Genomic DNA, 18,675 nt, shown 5'->3' with positions numbered 1-18,675 from the left:
TAAAATGCCCTCGGCCCCAGCGTTTACTTACTTACCCATCTATTGCTAACTTATCTAACTTATTCACCGACTTCTATCCCCATCCACCCATAGACTATCGGCCCCACCACCGGCCGCCGCTCCGCCCATGCCCATCGCCATGCCAATGCCCCGATCACAAAATAGGCCCGATGGGCCGCCCCATAGCTCCGATCACAAAAGCCCTGCCCATGCCCTCGGCCCGCCATCGCGCCGCCGGATCAGGCCCCATGGGCCACCCCGACCATGCCCCGAAGCTCCCCCATCTACGGCCGCCCCATGTCCATCGCCACCGGGCCCATCCATGGGGGGAACCGCCCCGAAGCTCCCCACTCAAAAACCTAGAACCCTTTCCCTGAGCCATAGTCCGCCCTCGCTACGAAACACGGCCATGCCCTGGCCACCCCCTGTCCGCCGCCCCCACTCCATGCCCTAGCGATCGCTGAACAACTGCGGGCCCACTACCGGCCGCCGGGCCCTTGGCATTGCCCATAGCTCCCCCATGCACACCCCACAGAGATCGCCGCTACGGATTATGGATACCGACCGGGCCCTGGCCATGCCATAGCGATCGCCGCCCATCTGCCTATCGCCACCACCGGCCCGACCGGGCCCTACCCCATAGCCACGGCCGCCGCAAAAATGCCCCAGTCCGCCCCATCGCCATGCCCATCCCCCCATGGCTACCCCCTGGCCACAGTCCCCACCGGGCCCATGGCCACCCTCCATCAAGTTTCACTTACGGTTTTGACGGTTTTCTCGGTGAAACCCAGTCCCCGCAAGACTTCTAGTTACTTACGAACCGACTCAGCCCATCAAAATAGCGATCGCTCTGCCCATGGCTGCCCCATGTCCATGCCACCGGGCCCATCCATGGGGAAAATACCCCGAAGCTCCATGGCCACGGCTACTGCCCCACCACCGGCCTCAGGCTTGCCCCACTGCCGCCCTCCACTTCCCCCATCGCCATTGCCAAACCCCCTCCCCATGCCCTAGTCCACCCCTCGCTACGGATCACGGATACCCCACAGTGATCGCCACTTCCCCGTCCCTCCCTCATCACTGTGACGTTTTTCATGAATAATGTTTTTCATGAATGATGTTTACTATGAATGACGTTAATCTTTCTCTCATCACTTCTGTTGACGATAAAAGAAGTCTAAAACCCTTGCATTTACTGAATTACACATATTTGCGACTTTAGCCTGAACCGACTACGGGACATCCCCCGACCACCCGAAGCTCCCCATGCCCACAGTGCAGCGGCATTAATTGAGAATCGTGCAAGGTTTGAATAGTATAAGCTCGGCCGGTTGTGTCACTAAACTCCACCTCAAACACCCCAGGCTCATATTCTTCAACAATCGTCCCAACATTGCCTCGGTATAACCCCAGTTCAGGAAAGTCTTGAACTAAAGCCACAATATCTAAGAGTTTCATATCGTTAATCCTCCCTTTTCTTGAATTAAATTAAATTAAAGTTCTGATCCACTCCCGCACGGCCTTAATCCAGGTTGTTTCCCCCGTTTCTTGGGCTTTTTGGATCATTGCGAGAACATCAGCCCGTTGGAGGAGTGGAAGAACCTGTGAAACTTCAACCTCGGTGTAGCTGCCCTCCTGCAAGATATAAAACCGTAATTGACTCCCATCAAATCGCCAGACTTCTCCCACACCCAACCTTGCATAAATCCCCATCCGGTTGAGAGAACTGCTCGTAATATCAATTTCAATCACCAAGTCAGGCGCAGGATCGGTACTTAAATCTAAATTGATCCGGCCACGGACACTTTTTTCCTGTTGAATGTAATAGCTTTCATCGGCCTCGATCCCCCGTTGTAAATCCGCTCGGCCCCAGGTACATGAACCAAAACTGCGAATTTCTAGGCCCAGTTCCTCGGTGGTGGTTTCAATCATTCGCCCAAAAAGACGTTTATAGGATTCATGCTCAGGCAATGGCACCATAATTTCTAACTGTCCTTGGTCATAGGTGATCCGGGCGCGTTGTTCATGGATAATTTCTCTGACTAAATTCTGATAAGTTGCCCAACTCACCCCTTGCAAAACAATGTACTGCTGCTCCGATGGGATGGGTTTAGGCTTGAGTGCAACTGAGGCGATCATCAAAATTTCTCCGATACGTTAAACAGAGCCGAATCTGCTTTGGAAAATAAATTTTCAAAAATTATAAAGCAATTATAAAGCCCTAGCTCTTTACGGTTAGGGCTTTTTCCATTTTCCATCGCTGAACCTGCGGGGAATACCGACAACTGGGGAAAAGCGTTCCCCAGTCTACCCTCTATCCACCCCCTAGCGGGACTAGAGATCGCCCCATCAACCCCATTGCTTATAAGGGTGAAAGTCTCTCTATCAAAGGATTCTAGCCATTCAGAACTCGATCCGCTTATAAGGGTATTTTTCACCCCCAGCGATCGCCACTACCCCAGGACTGCCCCATCAATACCCCAATCACAACGTAGCCCCATGGCTACCCCCCAGGCATCGGCTACCATCGGGGATGCCCCACCACCGCCAAGTCCAAAGTGTTCACCACCGGGCCCACCCAAACGGAGAGGGCTACCGCCCATTCCCTGCACCTGATTCCTGTAGCAAAACTTCGGCGGAAATGCCTAGTCCCTGGTGCAAGTTCCGAATCATCTGAAGGCTCAGAGAACGTTTACCAGAAAGAACTTCAGATACTTTTGAACGGCTACCAATAAAGGGAATCAGATCGCCCTGACTCAACTCCTGTTGTTCCATACGGAAGCGAATGCCTGAGATCGGGTCAGGCAGGCCAATCGGGTAGTGCTGATTTTCATAATTCTCAACCAATGTAGCCAAGACATCCAGGGCATCGGCTTCAGGAGTCCCAGCCCTTGCGTCCATCAGCACGGCAATTTGCTCAAGGGCTGCGTCATAGCCAGCTTCAGACTTAATCGCAATATTATAGTTTGGGTGTTGTTCCAAAAAGGCAACTAAGGTTTTTCTGGAGATGATCCGCATGACTACAGGCTAATGTTGAGGAACACCCGCCCTTGTCGCAGGCTCACATATCTAGTTTAACCAAGTAGTCCCAAAATGGGAACTCAGACACCATGCACCCATGGCCCATAAAAAGGCGATCGCTCTAGGACTAACCCATCTACGGATGCCCACCAATGCCATCGCCCTGCCATGCTCCCCTGGCATCGCCGCCAACCGCCGATCTGTCCATGGATGCACACGATGGATACCACCATCTGCCCAATGGACACGGTTTAATGTCCTTGCCACTTTTTGAAGAGTATCTTTAACGGGCACCTCGATTAATTACTCGATCTGCTAAAAATAGAAGCTGAACCATTGAAATCTCGTTTGAGATCGCCCCAAATTTTGAATTAATCAAGGTGCCCTGATGGGTAAAGCCGCACTTTATGATCAGGACTTCCTAAAATGGACGCAACAACAGGCTGAGTATCTACGAAAAGGATGCTGGGCAGACTTAGACGGTGAAAATTTGCTAGAGGAATTAGAGGCCTTGGGGCGTAGTGAAGAAAGGGAACTTGCCAGCTACTTGCAGGTTCTTCGGATGCATATGCTGAAGTGCCAGTATCAGCCTGAACGACGAACTAAAAGTTGGAATCATACTCTCTCTAACTGCTGAGACAGGATTCAAGATTGCTTGGAAGATACTCCTAGTTTGCAGCGGTTTTTCAAAGACCCAGAGTGGATAGAAAAATATTATCGGCGTGCTTGTCGAGATGCCCTTAATTCATATTCATATCAGGAGACAGACAATCAAAAGAATCATGCATTTTAGCCCATTGCTCAGGGGTGAGATCGTTGAAGGTTGCACTTGCCGCTTCGCTATCCAAATTACACAGTACCTCTTCATCAAAATTAGAGGCGGATTCTTGTCCCTGAAGAATTGTGGCAATATCCGAGGGGCCATTGGTATCAGGATCATCGGGGATAATATCCACCTGGGAACTGGTGGAGGTGACTGGAGTACTAAGGGTAGACGATGATGTAGAAGAGGGTGTTGGCGTGGAACTGATAGACGTTGATTCTGGGGAGCTAGGGTCAGGGAGAACGGTATTAGGATTCAGTTGACTGGGATTGATTTGATACAGAAAACCATTACCCGCAAAAGTGGCTGCCCCTGGATAAGCCGTATTAAACTGCTCAGCTCCCACTAAACCACCATTAACATTGGAACTTGGTGAAAAAGAATATACTAACCAGCGATCGCCCGTGGATTGAATTGCTCCCGATCCGAAATTATTGATAAAGTTATTGGGAGTCACCAAGGTAATTGAGTTTTGGGCTTGCACTGGCTGATTCAAGATTAAATTGCCTGATTGAGTGCGAATATTAACGCTATTGGCCCCCGTCACCCCCGTTGGATTCACTTGACCAATGATCAATGTTCCTGAATTAATAAATTCAATATCACCCGTCGCATCACTGGCAAAGGTTTGAACGGTGTTACCCGTGTGATCAAAGGTAAAGGAACCTGTTCCAGAAAAGGCGAGTCCTTGGGCAATCACCGGCTGGGTTTGAGTGACGGTGTTGTTATTCTCAATCGAGAGAACAATCGTACCATTGGCAAGATTCAGACCACTGTTACCCGCTACCGCACCAATAACATAGTTTTGGGTATTATTAAACTTAAACTCATGGTTGTTTCCGGTAATATTTAGAGCCAGCGTACCGATCGCATTGCCGGAACTCTCTAGGTCAACATTTCCCTGGGCAATTAACCCTAAATTGGCGATCGCTAAATTTGCACCAGCAGTTTGGCTAATACCTTGACCAGTGACTAATTGCAGCGTATTGGTATTCGTGGGCGATAGGGGAGCAGAGATTTGAATGCTACCACTATTGGCATCACCAATTTGTAGTATTCCAGCCGTAATATTATTTAACTCATCAGAAACTAAACTCAGTTTACCCGCCGTTTCTGTCCCTAGATCAATCTCCCGACCATCGGTAAAGGGCCGCAGCGTCACTCGATGGGTTCCGGCATTGACCAGTCCGTCATCTAAGGCCATATCATTGGCCACAAGGGTGAGATCCCCACCCGACTGAAGTAGCCCATCAGTCGCAACCGTTAGAGTATTTTCAGCCGTAATCTGACTAGTACTGGAGGACAAAATCCGGCCAAAGTTAGCCCCATTGTTACTCCTGACTTCAATGGTTCCCCCAGCAGTAATGCCCTGGGCAAGGGCTGAATCAATCCGAGCATTAGCATTTACATTTCCACCGCCAATCACAGCAATATTTTGGCCCACAGTTACCGTTTGAGTACCCACTGACACTAAATCAGCCCGACGACTGCCCCCACCTGCGGCTGTTCCTGCCAGCAGATTGAGGTTGCCATCAACATTAATGATCATGTTTCCACTGGTAGCAGTTAAGACCTCAACAAAGGAGTCCCCATTATTGCCTGCCCTCAGGAGTAGATTACCCTTAACATCCAAAGAGATATTACCGTTTGTAGCCCGAACCCTAGTCCAGCCATTATTACCTGCCCCACCACCCAGAATTTCCGTATCTTGTCCAGAATTAATAAAAATATTCCCATTTGTCGTCAAAAACTGAAGATTACCAAAATTTGATGTTGCAATACTTAAGTTACCACCCGCTATCAATTGCAGATCCGCATTGTTGGTTTGGACGTTTCCACTATTTGTACTTCTGTAGGTGAAGTTTCCCGCAGCATTAATGGTTATTCCGCCACCGGTTGTGCCCCTTGCATCAACATTTTGGCTGCCACTCTGGAGCGTAATATTCCCTGAGGTTTGGGTAGTTAAGGAAATAGCACCACCATTATTAGCTGCACCCGTTGCAGAGGCAGAACTGGTATTAATGGCTTGGGTAATAATATTGCCGTTCGCCGTCGTTAGGGATATGATTCCCCCTAAACCTGCATCCCCAATCCCGGCATTTGCGCGATTTGAATTAGCATTAATGGCACCTACTTGGATATTGCCGGTTTGGGTAGTGATTGTTAGATTTCCAGCATCTCCAGCATCTCCAGCACCATCCTGAGTCCGTTGGGAATTAGTAGAAATCACGCCTGTGGTCACATTACCTTGGGCCGTTAGGTTAACGGGAGCGGCATTGCCTGCATTGCCAACTCCTGCCCCAGTACGACTAGAATTAGCGGTGATGGCTCCAGTGGTAATTGCCCCCGCAGAGTTGACGGTAACAGCCCCTCCATTACCCACATCGCCAGCGGTTGCTCCTGCTAAACTGGCACCAGCCGTTAGGGCATTGAGAGTCACGCCACCGACGGTACTGGTGACGGTAATTGACCCTGCATCATGGCTGCCATTGCTCGTGTTTAAGTTTCGGTTAGGCAAGTCAATGGTGGCGGCATTGAGTACAATATCCCCACCATTTGTCTGAATAGTTCGCGCTGCGGCGACTGTTCGTCGAATCATGCCATTGGCATCGGCAGTGCCATAGCCTGATGCCGGGCCCGCCAGTAAACTAACGTCGCCACCATTGGTTGTAATATCGGCATCCAGGTAAATATCCCGCCCTGCTTGAGCCGTTAAAGAAACTCCTGGATTGGCTAAACTCACCGGGTTATTAAAGCGAATATCGCGCGTAGCCTGTAAGGTGACATTGGTTGTTACTGTTACTGCATTTAAGGTGGCAGTATTCAGCACACTGTCGTTCATACCATTGAAAGTAAATAGAACTTCGGGCGGATTAAACGGAACCGGCACTCCCGAATTTGCTCCGGTGCTAATGGTCAAGTCTTGGGGATCCAACAACAACATCCCCGCTTGCCCTTGGGGTGCAAGGGTGTTGACCTGTCCGTCAAAATGCAGATACTTTTTCCCCGACACTTCTACAAAACCACCATCGCCACCCAACTCTCCCCCACGGGCAGAGATCATTCCCTGAAATACCGTACTGTTATCGGCCCAATTAATTACCGTGCCGCCATTACCCTGAGTCACAGCATCCGCATTCATGACGGTGTTGTTATCTACAAAGAGGTTCTGGGCATTAAAACTACTATCCAGGCGACCTGTATCTGCACTACCCCCTAGGTAATCCCCACCCCCCAGAATCGTCCCACCCCCTGTTATTCCCTGGGCATTCAACTGGGCATTAATAAAGGCAACATTGGAACCAAGAACATTAATCTGCCCTCCTAATCCCTCAAGATTCGAGACATCCAGGGTACCACTGGCAACCGCCGTTGCCCCGTCCACTGGCACATTCACCTTACTGGGGTCATGAACCAAGTTAATCGAGCCATCAGGATTGTGTACCACACTATTGACCCGTGGACGATCTTCTCCTCCAGTGATCAATCGGGGTAAATCCACCGCTTCAATCACCCCATCTTCAGGAATCCGATCCGCTGGAATCTCTAAACTGAGGATCATTCCCTCCTGGGAAATTCGTACCATGCCTGTCTCTGGTACTGCCTGAATCGTGATTGTTCCCCCTGGAGCCGATAGGGTTCCTGTGTTGAACACCTGATGACCCATCAACGTTAAATTCTGCCCTGGGCCAACGGCTAAATTCCCTTCATTGACGATAATTCCCGTACTTAAAAACTCAAATCCGGTGGGGTTTCCCACTAGGTTGGCGTAGTCATTAAACCCATTAATGTCAAAAATACCGCCGTCAAAATGCACCCGTTGGGCAGTAGAGGCATGGAACGCCGCTGGTACATTCAAGCTCGCATTGGGGCCAAAGACAATTCCTGCGGGATTAAGTAAATAGAGGTTGCTGTTACCCCCCATCACCTGGATTAAGCCATTGATATAGCTGACATCGCCGCCATTCACGCCAGCGAGGATATTTTGGACATTGGGCTTGGAGAGAAAATTTGCAATCTGACCATCATTCAAACCAAATTGCCGAAACAGATGAAATAAATTTTTACCATCCCTGGAAAATGCACCGCCGCCAATGTCAAATTGCTGACCATTTACCGTCACGGTCGTATTTGTAGCGTTAACCGCAGGATGGATCTGGGCGATCGCAGGGAAGGGCAGAAGACAACCCAAAAGACCAACAGGAGCAAACCATCGACAAATTTTATTGAACATTTAATTTAGGCAAAGTGATGAAGCTACCCACAAAATAGAGATGGAATACCCTGCTGTCAAGGCTTTGTTATATTTCTTCTAATTGATATTGATAGTTTACTGATTTAATGCCTGAAACCACTGCTCTAGGTCATTCATGGTACTGAAATCTAGCAGGGCTTCTCCTAGGGTTTCTATTTGTTCTAGGGATAGATGATTGATTTGGGTCGCGAAACTATCAGGGATGGGCCCCACTCGGCGGGTGAGTAATCGCAGGATGAGTGTACAGGCTTCTGCCCGTTGCCCCTCTTGTCGTCCTTCCCGTTGTCCCTCTTGTCGTCCTTGTTCAAGTCCTTGTTCAAGTCCTTTCCGTTCACCTTCCTGTAGAATCTCTTGATATATCACTGATTCTCGCATCATTCCCTCCCGAAAAATAGTTTGAATAAGCTCTTTACTGTACTGTAGCCCAGCCAATAGTTGAACGACGGTACTTAGTTCCTGACGAGTCTGATCCGATTCAATCTGATCAATCTGATCGGCAACGGCTTGCAATAGGGCTGCTTCGTTTTTTGTTTTTCCTAGAACCGCAAAGGGCAATAGGGCAGGAATCCTAAAAAATTGCTTCGGGTCTTCTTCCCAGAGTTTTACTACACGGTACTGATGGGTCGTCGTTGGTAGTTCAAATCTATCGGGGACTGTGATCCGGGTCTGCCGAAGCAAGATCAAGACCTGGACAATCTCGCACTGATGGTTTCGATAAAGTCTCAGCCAGTAGTCCAGCATCCGCAAGGGTAATGTCGGCTCTGGCTCGACTTGAAATTCTAGATGGAGTATACAGTTTTGGGTTTGTACCAATGTTACGGAATCGGCGCGGATCGGTTCCAGGTTCAGTTCTGTTTTTAGGATTGATACATTTTCTGAGGAATCCTTCAGGAGCCACTGGGTAAAGGCAGTCGGATATTTTTCCGCTAGGTATTTACAGAGATTGTCTCGCATATCTCTATCATCTACCATGCCTGAAGCGCATTTGCTACTCAACTAATTCCCGAAGATGATCTCCCAAGTGACCAATTTGTTGGTTCACTGGCTGGTTTGGGCGATCGCTCTTTTGGGCTTGCTCCTTGATTTGAGCCTCAGAAAGTTTCCCTGGCGAACACCTAACATCATCGGCGGTGGTTGCCATGGCTTTGATCCTAGATTTTTATGGCTCGGCTATCTCTGGGATATCTAACGGCACTGCTCTGCTAAGGCGGACTCTACGGGTACTCCATCAATCTCTAGGACTGCTTCTCCCTCTACTAATTCACATAGGCTTTGCTCTAGGGGCATCTCCTCCTCTTCTTGACCTTGCAAAATGGTGGATAGGTTGGAGGGTAGGGGTAAATCCGCCGGAGTAAAAATGATCGGGGGTGGTAAAGGTGGAGAACTTGAGCTAGTTGGAGACGTTGATAGTGGTGGTGAAGATGGTACGACAGGTACATTGACCGTCGGTGTCGCGGTTGAAAGAATGACCGGAGAATTGGATGTAACTGGAGGTAAGGGAAGTGCTGCCACACTATAAACAAAACCATTCCCAGCAAACCCTGATGGTGTGGGATAGGTCGTACTAAACTGTTGTGAGCCTCCCAATACTGACCAGCCATTGACGTTACCTTCTGGACTGGTGGCGTACACTAGCCAATGTCCACCTGCTATTAACGCATCCACTCCAGCATTGTTGATAAAGCTTTGGGCGGCAGCTAGGGTAATATCTTGGGTGGACTTGATCGGCTGATTCAACGTAATATTGCCGGTAGTAGATTGCAACACCACCGTCTGACTATTTTCAATCCCATCTGGATTCACCGTATCCACGGTTAAATCGGTTTCTGTCACCACAGTAATATTGCCTGTGGTATTCGCGGCTAGGGTGGTGATCGCATTGGTTGCACTACTAAGGGTAAAATTTCCAGTTCCTAATAGTTCTAAGCCAGTTGCTTGCACCGATGAACTAGCATTTTGGCTAACATTCCCTGGGGAATTAATATGCAGATTGCCTGTGGTGTTAACGGTGAGATTATTTAGGGTGATGGCATTATTGATGGAAATAAGGGAAATATTTCCGGTTGTGCCATTTCCAATTAGATTACTACCCGATTCAGTGCGAATGGCATCGGCTCCATTGGAGCCTATTCCGGTATAGGTAATGTTGCCACTAGTCGTACTTACTTGGGCACCGCTTGCTTGATAAATACCGTGGTTATTAGTACTTGTGCCATCACCGCCCTTGCCGGTCAACTCAATTGCCCCATCGCTACTCCTGATTCTGACATTGGTCCCTAACAGATAAATACCGTGGTTATTAGTACTTGTACCATTTCCACCCGTGCCGTCATAGGTAATATTGCCACTAGTCGTACTTACTTGGGCGGAAACCAATTGATAAATACCGTAGTTAGCAGCTGTACCATTTCCACCGTGTCCCGTTAGCCGAATATTGCCATCTTGTGCCGAGAGGGTCGTCGCACTATCTAATCGGATGCCTATAGAGTTATCCGTCGTTGTCCCTGCGGTATTGGCATTAAACACAATCGCATCAAAGGATGTGCCGGTATGGGTATTTTGGATAACTGCCCCTGGACTCATAACAATGTTGCGCCCCGCAGTCAGGGTTAAGGTCGTTGGAGCACTCCAATTAATATTGGTATTCCCGGCGATCGTAATGGTTTCATCACCACCACTTGTTGCGTTGATAGTGGCGATCGTGACACTGGCAGCGCTTAATTGAAAATTTAAGTAATCATCATTAAAAATATTTGTTCCTAGATTAGTATTAGAACCTGCTCGAATCGTGACACTACCGGGGTCTAGCAATAGCGTTCCAAAGGCTCCTTGGGGGGCACGCAAATCTGCAAACCCAGACATTTGTAGTGTTTCCCGTCCCGAAACTTCGGCAAAGCCGCCATCTCCGCCTAATATCCCGCCTTGGGCTGAAATAAACCCTTGGAAAACGGTACTGTTATCGGCCCAATTAATCACTGTGCCGCCATTGCCTTGAGTTACCGCATCCGCTGTCATCACAGTGTTATTGTCCACAAACAGGTGCTGGGCATTGAAACTACTATCCAGGCGACCTGTACCTGCTGTTCCTCCCAGATAGTCACCACCTCCCAAGATCGTGCCGCCCCCTACACCTCCAGAGGCATTGAGTTGGGCATTAAGCATCGCCACATTTTGACCGAGGACATTGATCTGTCCGCCCATCCCCTCAGGATTCGACACATCTATCGTGCCACTGGCAACCGCCGTTGCTCCTTCAACGGACACATTCACCCTACTGGGGTCATGCACCAAGCTAATCGAGCCATCGGGATTATGTACCACGCTATTCACCCGTGGACGATCTTCTCCCCCCGTAATCAATCGGGGTAAATCTACCGCTTCAATCACCCCATCTTCGGGGATCCGATCCGCTGGAATCTCTAAGCTAAGGATCATCCCCTCCTGGGAAATCCGCACCATGCCTGTCTCGGGAATCGCCTGAATTGTAATGGTTCCCCCTGGAGCCGATAGGGTTCCTGTATTGAACACCTGATGACCCATCAACGTTAAATTCTGCCCTGGGCCAACGGCTAAATTCCCTTCATTAATAATAATTCCTGTACTTAAAAACTCAAATCCGGTGGGGTTTCCCACTAGGTTGGCGTAGTCATTAAACCCATTAATGTCAAAAATACCGCCGTCAAAATGCACCCGTTGGGCGGTGGAGGCATGGAACGCTGCTGGTACGTTTAACTGGGCATTGGGCCCGAAAACAATTCCCGCAGGATTGAGCAAATAGAGGTTGCTATTGCCTCCCGTTACCTGGATTAAGCCATTGATATAGCTGACATCGCCACCATTCACGCCCGCCAGGATATTTTGAACCTTGGAATTGGATAAAAAGTTGGCAATCTGCCCATCACTTAGACCAAATTGCTTAAAAAGGTGAAATAAATTTTTGCCATCCCTGGAAAATGCACCACCGCCAATGTCAAACTGCTGACCATTTACGGTAACGATAGTACCTGTACCCCCAACCGCTGGTGTAATCTGGGCGAGAACAGGGGAGGGAAGAAGGCAACCCAGAATAGCAACAGGAGCGAACCACCGACGGATTGTTTTTAGCATTTCCTTAGGCAAGAAATGGGAATACCCCCAAACTTAACGATGAAATCCCTAGCCGTCAAGGATTTTTTACATTTCTTTTGGTTAATATTGATGGTTTATTAACTTACTCCCTGAAACCACTGCTCTAGGTTATTCATGGCACTGAAATCTAGAAGCGCATCTCCCAGGGTTTCTAATTGCTCTAGGGGATAGATGATTGATTTGGGTCGCGAAAGATTCAGGGATGGGCCCCACTCGACGGGTGAGTTGACGCAGGATAAGGGCACAGGCTTCCTCCCGTTGACCCTCCTGCCGTCCTTGTTGAAGTCCACGTTGTAAACCTTTGCGTTCCCCTTCCTAAAGAATCTCTTGATAAATTACCGATTCCCGCATCATTCCCTACCGAAAAATGGTTTCAATAAGCTTTTTACTGTACTGTAACCCAGCCAATAGTTGAACGACGGTACTCAATTCTTTTCGAGTCTGCTCCGATTCAATTTGACCAATTTGACCCTGACTGAAAAAAGTGGACAAACTCCAAGGGTGCATTGGGATTGCCCTGAATGCAGTTGGATAGATGACTCAGTTTGAGCTTCCTACTTTGCTTTCCCTAAGCAGTTGGAGGCTCACCGTACATTTCTTTCATGGCCTGGATCACATAGTCTCCCAGGCTTATCCCTTTCTTGGCAGCCTCCGATTTCCAGTGATTACGCCATTGACTGGGAACACGCACACACAGATTGACCATTTCTCCTGCTTGCATTGCTTCATGCAATGAGGATTGTATGATTTCCTCTTTTTTGGCTTGACTGATAATCTGCTTGTAGTTAGCCATGATGTCCTCCAAGTATGCTAATAACTTCCCGGCCCACTGCCTCATAATCTCGCCAGGCTAAGCGGCCCCGACTATCAGGAATATCCCGAATCGCAACTCCGAGGGCGGCTGCCTTTGTGAACCCAGCCGAACGGCGAATTTGTGCAGTAAATAAGGGAATCTGGGCTTCTGTTAGAGCCTCACGTACTTGCTCTGCTTCTTTACTCGGTGGAGGTGGACAGATGGTTAACAGAACTCGATATAAACATTGACTCGGTAGTTCACTAATCATGTCAAGCATGACACTGAGGCTAAACGCATCGGGTAAACACGGGACAATCACTAAGTCAGCACCTTCTGCAATTTCTTTTAATTCATTGCTGCTTGGCCTAGCAGGGGTATCGAGGACTAAATAACGTCAGTTACGGATAAGCCTAGGGGAGCAAGTTTGAGTCAAGTGCAATCGAGGGCTTTTTCGGCTGGTGGCAGTAGGCAATTAATCCCCCAACCAGGTTGACCAGGAAGTTAACCGGGGAGCGATGCCGGGAGTGCTCGACCTGGGAAATGTTCTTTAACTGGTCGATGATGATCTCGATAATGGCTCGCTTTCGCAACAGCAAACGGTCATTGAGCTTGAGGAAGCGATTCTTCATATTGCGCCGAAACTTGGTGATGAACTGCACCCCGGTCTGCTGCAAGAGTTGTTTTGCCAACGTTTGCGAGACGTAGCCTTTGTCGGCGAATACCTTGCCGAAGAGCCGTTGCAGCAGCTTGGGGACAGGAGTCCGATCATCGGTGTTGCCAGGGGTCAGGGTAAAGTTGAGCAATTCCCCTTTGTCATTCACAACTAAATGGAGTTTGAAACCGAAGAACCAGTCCACCGAAGTCTTGCCCCGCTCGGCGAACAAATCAAACACTTTGTGCTGCTTGATGCGGCGATTGTGGCAAACCTTCAGGCTGGTTGAGTCCATGAAGCTAATCCCACTGCATTGCCCAAAGCAAGACCGCAAGTAGGCAGACAATGGCAATAACAGCGAAGGCAACCAACTGATAAAGCGGGGATAGCTCACCAAATCCGGGAATGCCTTGTGCCAGTAGCGACAAACGTGCTTGGTGTAGTAGTCCTTGAACGTGCGGTAGCCCTGCTGGTGAAAAGCAATCACAATCGTCATGATTTCGCTCAGGCACAGTTGTCGGCTCCGCTTCCGGGTTTGTAGCCCACTGTGCAAAAGTTGCTGTTGCCATTGGGGTTCAAAACGTTGGCAGAAGTCATCGACTGAGCAGAAAAGGTCTTCTAAGCTAGACATAGGGGTGGGAGTTGCTGAATTGTTTGCTTATTTCAGCCTACGGCTCTCACCCTTTCTTATCCAGAACTCACGTTAAATAAGACTTGCCCGGAATATGCCGGGATGCTGCTTTCTCATTGGTCACGATAAAGGCTTGCTGACGATTGCCTCTATCCGACCACTTTTCACAGGTGCGATTCGGATCAGAGTCAATTAATAAAGTTGGAGTGGATTTGCTCAGGAATGTTGCCAGGTGGATCGCTGTTGTGGACTTGGCAATCCCGCCTTTAAACCCAGTGACTGCAATGATTTTCATAATGAAACCATGAAGCAATGAATCTATGATTGCATAAAATTATCAAAATAATAATACCATTTTTAATAAAATCATGCAGTGATACTTGAATGCTGAGATGGGTCAACGACCTCACCCACAAGGGGTTCAGGCTTGCCTCTTAAGCCTAAGACCTGAAGCATCCGGCAGATTGACCGCTGCCTGTTCCACCGTCCCTAGTAGGGTTGTGGAAAGTATGTAGTCGTCTCTATGGTTCTTCGCTGCATTCCAATCAGAATGGGCGCGGTTGCCACAGTGATAGCGAGACTTCGGGCGATTCGTTTTTCTGATCGGCTTACAGACATTGCACAATTGACTGACCCTGACTGAAAAAAGTGGACAAACTCCAAGAGTCGCCAATGAAGGAGAATGTCCAAATGAGCCAAAAACCAAGACGAACATTTACTGCCGAACAAAAAGCTCAAGCTGTGGCAATTGTGCAACAGTCAGGGAAGCCGATCAGCCAAGTGGCCCAGGAAATGGGATTGACAGAAAGTGCCCTACGCCAATGGGTCAAACAAGCAACCATTGACCAGGGTGGTGGCAACCAAGGAGCATTGACGACGCAGGAACGGGCGGAATGAGCCAAATGATTCAACAGATTCAGCAAGAGAGCCGTCAAACCTATGGCTCACCGAGGATACAAGCAGCCTTAGCTGCTCAAGGCTTCCCGATCAGCCGTCAACGGGTGATCCGATTAATGGCAAACTTGGGGATCAATGCCCATCTGCGACGGAAATTTAAGGGAACAACGGATTCAAATCATCGGCTACCGATAGCAGAGAATACCTTAGATCGTTGCTTTAAGACAGATGCCTCAGACCAAGTGTGGGTGGCCGATATCACCTATATCTGGACAGCCGAAGGATGGGTCTATCTAGCGGTCATTCTCGACCTATTCTCTCGTAGGGTGGTGGGATGGTCTATTGCCGAGCATTTGCGCACCGAACTGGTTTTGACCGCGTTGTCTGCCGCCTTGGGACACCGGAAACCGTCAAGCGCTGGTTTATTATTTCACTCAGACCGGGGGGCACAATATGCCAGTCACGACTATCAACAGGCACTAAGGCAAGCTAATATAGCCTGTAGTATGAGCCGTCGGGGCAACTGCTGGGATAATGCGGTCGCTGAACGCTTTTTCGGCACGATAAAAACCGAGCTGATTCACCCCACGGTGTTTCCAAACCGGGCGATTGCCAGGACGACCATTGTTGAATGGATTGAAGTCTTCTACAACCGTAAACGCCTTCATTCCACTCTCGGTTTTCTATCCCCTGCTCAATTTGAGGATCAGTATTACCGCTCCCTAATTTCACCCATTTCCGCTTAATTTCACTGTCCACTTTTTCCAGACATGGTCAGTCGGGTCGCATCCTTATAGGTCAACTCAACTACTTCACTACCGTGCCACTTCGCATCAATGACAGTGACGCTGTGATTTGGTAGTATCCCTTTAACAGTGGTACCACGGGTGAGATATTCAAGTTTAACCATGGGCGATTGGGGATACTTCACCAATCATAATTAGATCATAAAGCACGGCTTTAGCGATGGTTTCATCTTGACTAAATTGCTCAAAACTCATGCCAGCAGTCCGTACCTGAATACTATCAATGGCGTTGAGAATATCTTGAATCCGTGCTTTGGCAAATATATAGTGGTGCTATTGGCCTGTGGTACGGGGCGCGACGATCTGACGAATGGGGATGGGGTCTATGGCCTACGGCGGGCATTTACGTTGGCGGACGCGCGATCGCAGGTGGGAACGCTCAGGAAGGTGGATGATCAGGTCACAAAGGATATTATGGTGGCCTACTATGAAAATTTGCTCCAGGTGATGGGACACACAGAAGCCATGCGGCAGGTGCAGCTAGAAATGTTGAAAAATCCCCAAACGGAGACACCCTCCTATTCGGCTGCGTTTGTATCCATTTGTGTCCAGTGGAGATTGGTTGCCACTGTAACGCTGATTCCTGGGGGTTGTAGCCTAAAACAGGAATCGCAATCGCAGCGGGCGTAATGGAGTTGAGCATCATTTCCCCGTCTGGTTTTGTTACAATGTGTTACATTGCCCTTCTGCTCTGGTTATGCCATGAAAACGGCTCTTTTGCCCTCCAAGGTTGGTTCTGACCAAGCCGATATTCCCATTTCTGCGGTATCAATGCCCGAAGATAAACGGTTTAGTGGTTATGATCCAGAGGCCATTTCTGCCTATTATCGTCGTCGTCCTTTTCTAGTCTTTAGTCGTTGGCTGATTATTCTTTGGCCCACCTGTTGGCTACTCTTTAATCGTTGGTGGGATAAATTAACCGGACAGACCAAGGCACGCCAACGCAAACGGGCCATTGAACTACGGGAAACCCTGACTCACTTGGGACCAGCCTACATCAAGGTTGGGCAAGCCCTTTCAACCCGACCGGATGTGCTATCGGCAATCTATTTAGAAGAAATGACAAAGCTCCAGGATCAGTTGCCTGCTTTTGCCAATGAGGTTGCTTTTCAGTTGATTGAAGAAGAACTGGGGGCAACCCCTAGCTCTCTCTATGCTGAATTGACGGACAATCCCATTGCTGCGGCATCCCTGGGCCAAGTCTATCGGGGGCGGTTGCACAGTGGGGAAGAAGTAGCTGTCAAGGTACAGCGTCCGGGGCTGGCGGAAAGTATTACCCTGGATATTTTTATTTTACGGGGTCTAGCATTTTGGGTGCAGCGGCTAATCAAGAGTATTCGCAGTGACTTGGTGGCAATTCTGGATGAGTTTGCCGATCGCCTGTTTGATGAGATGGACTACACCCAGGAAGGGAAAAATGCCGAACGCTTTGCCCGGCTCTATAGCTACCTCCCCGATGTTTATGTGCCACGCATTTATTGGCAATATACCAACCGCCGTGTCCTCACCATGGAATGGGTGACGGGGACAAAACTAAATCAACCCCAACTGATTCAAGCCCAGGGCATTGATCCACGGTACCTTGTCAATGTCGGGGTGCAATGTTCCTTGCGGCAGTTGCTAGAGCATGGTTTTTTCCACGCCGATCCCCACCCAGGGAATTTGCTGGCCATGCCCAATGGTAAACTCGCCTATCTCGACTTTGGCATGATGAGCGAAATTGCGCCGCCCCAACGCTATGGGCTGTTGAATGCCATTGTTCACATTGTCAATCGGGAATACGAGGCCCTAGCCGAAGATTACGTTCATTTAGGCTTTTTGGGGGAAGATGTAGATCTCACCCCGATTGTGCCCGCCTTGGCAATTGTTTTTAGTAATGCCTTGGGAGCCAGTGTTGCCGAGTTAAATATTCAGCGCATTTTTGACCAACTCTCTGAGGTGATGTACGAGTATCCCTTTCAAGTGCCCGCCTACTATGCCCTGATTGTGCGATCGCTCCTGACAATGGAAGGGATTGCCATGGGCGTGGATGTGAACTTTAAGGTGCTGAGTGCGGCCTATCCCTACATTGCCAAGCGGTTACTGACGGATCCGTCCCCAGAATTGCGAACCAGTTTGAAAAATCTGCTCTTGAAAGATGGTCAGTTTCGCTGGAATCGCCTAGAGAATCTCCTCCGTAATGCCCGTGATAGCCGTGACTATGACTTTAATGCCGTCCTAGAACAAGCCCTTGAGTTTCTTTTTTCCGAGCGGGGCCAACTCTACCGCGATCGCCTTGCCGATGAACTCACCCGTAGCCTCGATAACTGGGGCCGCAACGCCCTAGGCCAGTTTTCCCCCTTTCATTTGCCAATTCCCTTCCTGCGCCAACCCGCTGCCCCTGTCCCATCTAACCCAGCTAATAAAGAACCCCACAGTCTAGAGCATTTACGGCGAATTTTTGGCATTCTCCAGGACACACCTGGGTTTGATGCCATGAAAGTTGTACCCGCTTTAATCCGAATTATGGTACGACCGGAAATGCATGCCATGGGACAACGGATTGCCAATGGACTTCTGCAACGTATGATTGCCCGGTTTCTGCGAGAGTTTTTATTGGCAGAAAAAGAACCCGCCGCCCTCCCCGATCGCCCCCCTTCCTCCTATGCAACTTAGCAAGTGCGGCT

General features: G+C 49.1%; 22 protein-coding genes and 1 pseudogene. 5 read left to right on the top strand and 18 right to left on the bottom strand.

All coding sequences use genetic code 11. The annotated features are described in order from the left end of the window. Positions 1-377: hypothetical protein (locus L3556_RS02705; protein WP_277865763.1), on the top strand; the 377-nt coding region annotated here is incomplete at its 5' end. Positions 378-450: 73 nt separating this feature from the next. Here the strand turns inward: L3556_RS02705 and L3556_RS02700 are convergent. From L3556_RS02700 to L3556_RS02670, 7 genes are all read right to left on the bottom strand, one after another. Continuing rightward, positions 451-747 carry a hypothetical protein gene (locus L3556_RS02700; RefSeq protein WP_277865762.1) on the bottom strand — a complete coding sequence of 99 codons (297 nt, stop codon included), beginning with the start codon at positions 745-747 and terminating at the stop codon, positions 451-453. Between the two features lie 86 nt (positions 748-833). After that, positions 834-1,007 (bottom strand): hypothetical protein, encoded by a 174-nt coding sequence (locus L3556_RS02695; protein ID WP_277865761.1) that lies wholly within the window; start codon positions 1,005-1,007, stop codon positions 834-836. Between the two features lie 211 nt (positions 1,008-1,218). Further along, positions 1,219-1,458, bottom strand: coding sequence for a DUF4926 domain-containing protein (locus L3556_RS02690; RefSeq protein ID WP_277865760.1), 240 nt, complete (start codon positions 1,456-1,458; stop codon positions 1,219-1,221). 30 nt (positions 1,459-1,488) lie between these two features. After that, entirely contained in the window at positions 1,489-2,139 is a 651-nt protein-coding gene (locus L3556_RS02685; protein ID WP_277865759.1) for a Uma2 family endonuclease, read from the bottom strand. Between the two features lie 314 nt (positions 2,140-2,453). Then, complete coding sequence (locus L3556_RS02680) at positions 2,454-2,603, bottom strand: hypothetical protein (protein ID WP_277865758.1); 150 nt, start codon at positions 2,601-2,603, stop codon at positions 2,454-2,456. After that, a complete protein-coding gene (locus L3556_RS02675; protein ID WP_277865757.1) occupies positions 2,593-3,018 on the bottom strand; it encodes a helix-turn-helix domain-containing protein in 426 nt (141 codons plus the stop codon). Before L3556_RS02675 ends, L3556_RS02680 begins: the two co-directional genes overlap by 11 nt. Before the next feature lie 83 nt (positions 3,019-3,101). Beyond that, positions 3,102-3,269 carry a hypothetical protein gene (locus L3556_RS02670; RefSeq protein ID WP_277865756.1) on the bottom strand — a complete coding sequence of 56 codons (168 nt, stop codon included), beginning with the start codon at positions 3,267-3,269 and terminating at the stop codon, positions 3,102-3,104. 140 nt (positions 3,270-3,409) lie between these two features. On the opposite strand from L3556_RS02670, the gene L3556_RS16270 reads away from it, so the two are divergent. Next, positions 3,410-3,658 carry a DUF29 family protein gene (locus tag L3556_RS16270; protein ID WP_422110743.1) on the top strand — a complete coding sequence of 83 codons (249 nt, stop codon included), beginning with the start codon at positions 3,410-3,412 and terminating at the stop codon, positions 3,656-3,658. Positions 3,659-3,761: 103 nt separating this feature from the next. Here L3556_RS16270 and L3556_RS02665 read toward each other — a convergent pair whose 3' ends face one another. From L3556_RS02665 to L3556_RS02620, 10 genes are all read right to left on the bottom strand, one after another. Next, a complete protein-coding gene (locus tag L3556_RS02665) occupies positions 3,762-8,078 on the bottom strand; it encodes a beta strand repeat-containing protein (RefSeq protein ID WP_277865755.1) in 4,317 nt (1,438 codons plus the stop codon). A 96-nt stretch (positions 8,079-8,174) separates the two neighbouring features. Then, positions 8,175-9,053: an Rpn family recombination-promoting nuclease/putative transposase gene (locus L3556_RS02660; RefSeq protein ID WP_277865754.1), complete on the bottom strand. Its 879-nt coding sequence runs from the start codon at positions 9,051-9,053 to the stop codon at positions 8,175-8,177. Positions 9,054-9,087: 34 nt separating this feature from the next. Next, positions 9,088-9,240 carry a hypothetical protein gene (locus tag L3556_RS02655; protein WP_277865753.1) on the bottom strand — a complete coding sequence of 51 codons (153 nt, stop codon included), beginning with the start codon at positions 9,238-9,240 and terminating at the stop codon, positions 9,088-9,090. Between the two features lie 44 nt (positions 9,241-9,284). Beyond that, entirely contained in the window at positions 9,285-12,206 is a 2,922-nt protein-coding gene (locus L3556_RS02650; RefSeq protein WP_277865752.1) for a two-partner secretion domain-containing protein, read from the bottom strand. Positions 12,207-12,304: 98 nt separating this feature from the next. Continuing rightward, positions 12,305-12,373: a hypothetical protein gene (locus tag L3556_RS16265; protein ID WP_422110747.1), complete on the bottom strand. Its 69-nt coding sequence runs from the start codon at positions 12,371-12,373 to the stop codon at positions 12,305-12,307. A gap of 211 nt (positions 12,374-12,584) precedes the next feature. Next, complete coding sequence (locus L3556_RS02640; RefSeq protein WP_277865750.1) at positions 12,585-12,719, bottom strand: hypothetical protein; 135 nt, start codon at positions 12,717-12,719, stop codon at positions 12,585-12,587. 76 nt (positions 12,720-12,795) lie between these two features. After that, positions 12,796-13,020: a hypothetical protein gene (locus tag L3556_RS02635; RefSeq protein WP_277865749.1), complete on the bottom strand. Its 225-nt coding sequence runs from the start codon at positions 13,018-13,020 to the stop codon at positions 12,796-12,798. After that, positions 13,013-13,342 carry a hypothetical protein gene (locus L3556_RS02630; protein ID WP_277865748.1) on the bottom strand — a complete coding sequence of 110 codons (330 nt, stop codon included), beginning with the start codon at positions 13,340-13,342 and terminating at the stop codon, positions 13,013-13,015. The genes L3556_RS02635 and L3556_RS02630 overlap by 8 nt, the downstream gene beginning before the upstream one ends. Before the next feature lie 91 nt (positions 13,343-13,433). Next, positions 13,434-14,306, bottom strand: a complete 873-nt coding sequence (locus L3556_RS02625) for an IS982 family transposase (RefSeq protein ID WP_277865747.1) — start codon at positions 14,304-14,306, stop codon at positions 13,434-13,436. Between the two features lie 67 nt (positions 14,307-14,373). Beyond that, the gene (locus L3556_RS02620) at positions 14,374-14,601 is read right to left on the bottom strand and encodes a ParA family protein (protein ID WP_277865746.1); all 228 of its coding nucleotides are present in this window, start codon (positions 14,599-14,601) and stop codon (positions 14,374-14,376) included. 395 nt (positions 14,602-14,996) lie between these two features. Between L3556_RS02620 and L3556_RS02615 the strand changes: the two are divergent. After that, a pseudogene (locus tag L3556_RS02615) lies at positions 14,997-15,949 on the top strand (IS3 family transposase). 156 nt (positions 15,950-16,105) lie between these two features. Here the strand turns inward: L3556_RS02615 and L3556_RS16260 are convergent. Further along, a complete protein-coding gene (locus L3556_RS16260; protein WP_422110746.1) occupies positions 16,106-16,234 on the bottom strand; it encodes a ribonuclease HepT family protein in 129 nt (42 codons plus the stop codon). A gap of 15 nt (positions 16,235-16,249) precedes the next feature. Between L3556_RS16260 and L3556_RS02610 the strand changes: the two genes are divergently transcribed. Both L3556_RS02610 and L3556_RS02605 read left to right on the top strand, forming a co-directional pair. After that, positions 16,250-16,639, top strand: coding sequence for a CHAT domain-containing protein (locus L3556_RS02610; protein ID WP_277865745.1), 390 nt, complete (start codon positions 16,250-16,252; stop codon positions 16,637-16,639). Between the two features lie 141 nt (positions 16,640-16,780). Then, on the top strand, positions 16,781-18,664 hold the full coding sequence (locus L3556_RS02605; protein ID WP_277865778.1) for an ABC1 kinase family protein: 1,884 nt from the start codon (positions 16,781-16,783) through the stop codon (positions 18,662-18,664). Positions 18,665-18,675: the final 11 nt, after the last annotated feature.

This window comes from Candidatus Synechococcus calcipolaris G9 (assembly GCF_029582805.1).
Lineage (GTDB): Bacteria > Cyanobacteriota > Cyanobacteriia > Thermosynechococcales > Thermosynechococcaceae > Synechococcus_F > Synechococcus_F calcipolaris.
Note: the sequence above shows the minus strand (reverse complement) of the source record. Positions and strands in the feature narration are given on the sequence as shown.

Coding starts and splice junctions, on each gene's coding strand:
- L3556_RS02700 (WP_277865762.1), bottom strand. CDS start 747: ATGGAGGGTGGCCATGGGCCCGGTGGGGACTGTGGCCAGGGGGTAGCC.
- L3556_RS02695 (WP_277865761.1), bottom strand. CDS start 1,007: ATGGGGAGGGGGTTTGGCAATGGCGATGGGGGAAGTGGAGGGCGGCAG.
- L3556_RS02690 (WP_277865760.1), bottom strand. CDS start 1,458: ATGAAACTCTTAGATATTGTGGCTTTAGTTCAAGACTTTCCTGAACTG.
- L3556_RS02685 (WP_277865759.1), bottom strand. CDS start 2,139: ATGATCGCCTCAGTTGCACTCAAGCCTAAACCCATCCCATCGGAGCAG.
- L3556_RS02680 (WP_277865758.1), bottom strand. CDS start 2,603: ATGGGCGGTAGCCCTCTCCGTTTGGGTGGGCCCGGTGGTGAACACTTT.
- L3556_RS02675 (WP_277865757.1), bottom strand. CDS start 3,018: ATGCGGATCATCTCCAGAAAAACCTTAGTTGCCTTTTTGGAACAACAC.
- L3556_RS16270 (WP_422110743.1), top strand. CDS start 3,410: ATGGGTAAAGCCGCACTTTATGATCAGGACTTCCTAAAATGGACGCAA.
- L3556_RS02665 (WP_277865755.1), bottom strand. CDS start 8,078: ATGTTCAATAAAATTTGTCGATGGTTTGCTCCTGTTGGTCTTTTGGGT.
- L3556_RS02660 (WP_277865754.1), bottom strand. CDS start 9,053: ATGCGAGACAATCTCTGTAAATACCTAGCGGAAAAATATCCGACTGCC.
- L3556_RS02655 (WP_277865753.1), bottom strand. CDS start 9,240: ATGGCAACCACCGCCGATGATGTTAGGTGTTCGCCAGGGAAACTTTCT.
- L3556_RS02650 (WP_277865752.1), bottom strand. CDS start 12,206: ATGCTAAAAACAATCCGTCGGTGGTTCGCTCCTGTTGCTATTCTGGGT.
- L3556_RS02635 (WP_277865749.1), bottom strand. CDS start 13,020: ATGGCTAACTACAAGCAGATTATCAGTCAAGCCAAAAAAGAGGAAATC.
- L3556_RS02625 (WP_277865747.1), bottom strand. CDS start 14,306: ATGTCTAGCTTAGAAGACCTTTTCTGCTCAGTCGATGACTTCTGCCAA.
- L3556_RS02620 (WP_277865746.1), bottom strand. CDS start 14,601: ATGAAAATCATTGCAGTCACTGGGTTTAAAGGCGGGATTGCCAAGTCC.
- L3556_RS02605 (WP_277865778.1), top strand. CDS start 16,781: ATGCCCGAAGATAAACGGTTTAGTGGTTATGATCCAGAGGCCATTTCT.